Annotated in this window: 2 protein-coding genes; both read left to right on the forward strand. The window is 65.7% G+C overall.

The window, feature by feature from the left end; all coding sequences use genetic code 11:
- The first annotated feature begins 174 nt into the window (after positions 1–174).
- The gene (locus tag ACFWBB_RS42615) at positions 175–747 is read left to right on the forward strand and encodes an RICIN domain-containing protein (protein WP_385284704.1); all 573 of its coding nucleotides are present in this window, start codon (positions 175–177) and stop codon (positions 745–747) included.
- Positions 748–1019: 272 nt separating this feature from the next.
- Positions 1020–1222: transposase family protein (locus ACFWBB_RS42620; protein ID WP_385284707.1), on the forward strand; the 203-nt coding region annotated here is incomplete at its 3' end.

The following is a 1222-nucleotide window of genomic DNA, read 5'->3' on the forward strand; positions in this document are numbered from 1 at the left end:
TGACTGAGCCTTTTCCAACCTCCCGCGTTAGTTCGGACGTAGAGGAACAAGCCAGGAAGCGATGGCTGGTCCGCTGGCCGGAACAGAAGGCGACTGCGCGCTTTCGCCGGGACACACTGTCCCCGAGCGAGACGGAATCGGGTTTCCGGTCGACAAGTCATAGGAGTTGCGACGATGAAGATCCAGAACAGGATCACCGTCCTGGCGGCGACGCTTCTGAGCTGCGCGGGCATGGTCACGTTGGCGACGGGAGCGAGTGCCGCCGTGCCGACGCCGGACTCTACGGCGGGAGAGTCCGCCCGTGTCACGGCCGCCGCTGCCGCGAGCAGCTATCACACGATCAAGAACATGGCCTACAGCCAATGCGTGGACGCGCCCGGCGGGGTGCTCAACGTCAGACTTCAGCTGGCCACCTGCAACGGCTCCAGCACGCAGAACTGGGCGTTTGTGTCGACCGGTTCGGCGGACACCTACTACCTGGTGAATCAGGCGAGCGGGTACTGCGCCGAGGTCAACAACGGCACTAGCGTTCCGGGCGAGGCCGTCGACGAGTACCTCTGTGACGGGCTGGCGTCGGAACAGTGGGTCGAGACCGCCGTGATCGTCGACCAGAAGATCGGCGCGAAGTTCAGGCACGTGGGCACCAATCTGTGCCTCGACACGGTCGGCGGTGCCGGCAGCCAGCTCATGCAGTGGAGTTGCGACGACGCACACCCGGCGGCGGCCCAGGTCTGGATCGTGAGTTAGGCCGCTTCCGAGCAGCCTGCCGCTCACCGTTCGGCGGGCTTGCTCAACCGAACGCCTTCCTGCCGGGGCGATCCCACGGCAGGAACGGCGTTCACAACGGCAGGGCCTTCTGGCGGTTCGGGATGCGATCCCGGGGCGAATACCAGGAGGCCCTGCTGTGGCAGTGAGCCTTTCCAACCTCTCGCGTTGGTGGGGCAGTTGGCCTGACAGACAGGTGAAGCCCCTGGTAGATGGGTTTCGACCAAGAGAACCGTCTCCACCAGAGGCTTCGCATGCTTGTCTACCCGTCCGGCGTCGACGTGTCCAGCTCTGCCCTCCGCTTCCTCGCCGCCCGTTTGAGGAAACACCGCCACGCTCTCGGAACCCGGTGGCGGCGCCTGAGCGCGGGCCGACAAGCCCTGCTCACTCTCACGCACCTCCGTAACGGCCAGCCCTACGCCCAGCTCGCGGCCGGTTTCGGGATCGGCACCACCAC

The sequence above is a fragment of the Streptomyces sp. NPDC060000 genome, assembly GCF_042737375.1.
Classification (GTDB): domain Bacteria; phylum Actinomycetota; class Actinomycetes; order Streptomycetales; family Streptomycetaceae; genus Streptomyces.

Coding starts and splice junctions, on each gene's coding strand:
- ACFWBB_RS42615 (WP_385284704.1), top strand. CDS start 175: ATGAAGATCCAGAACAGGATCACCGTCCTGGCGGCGACGCTTCTGAGC.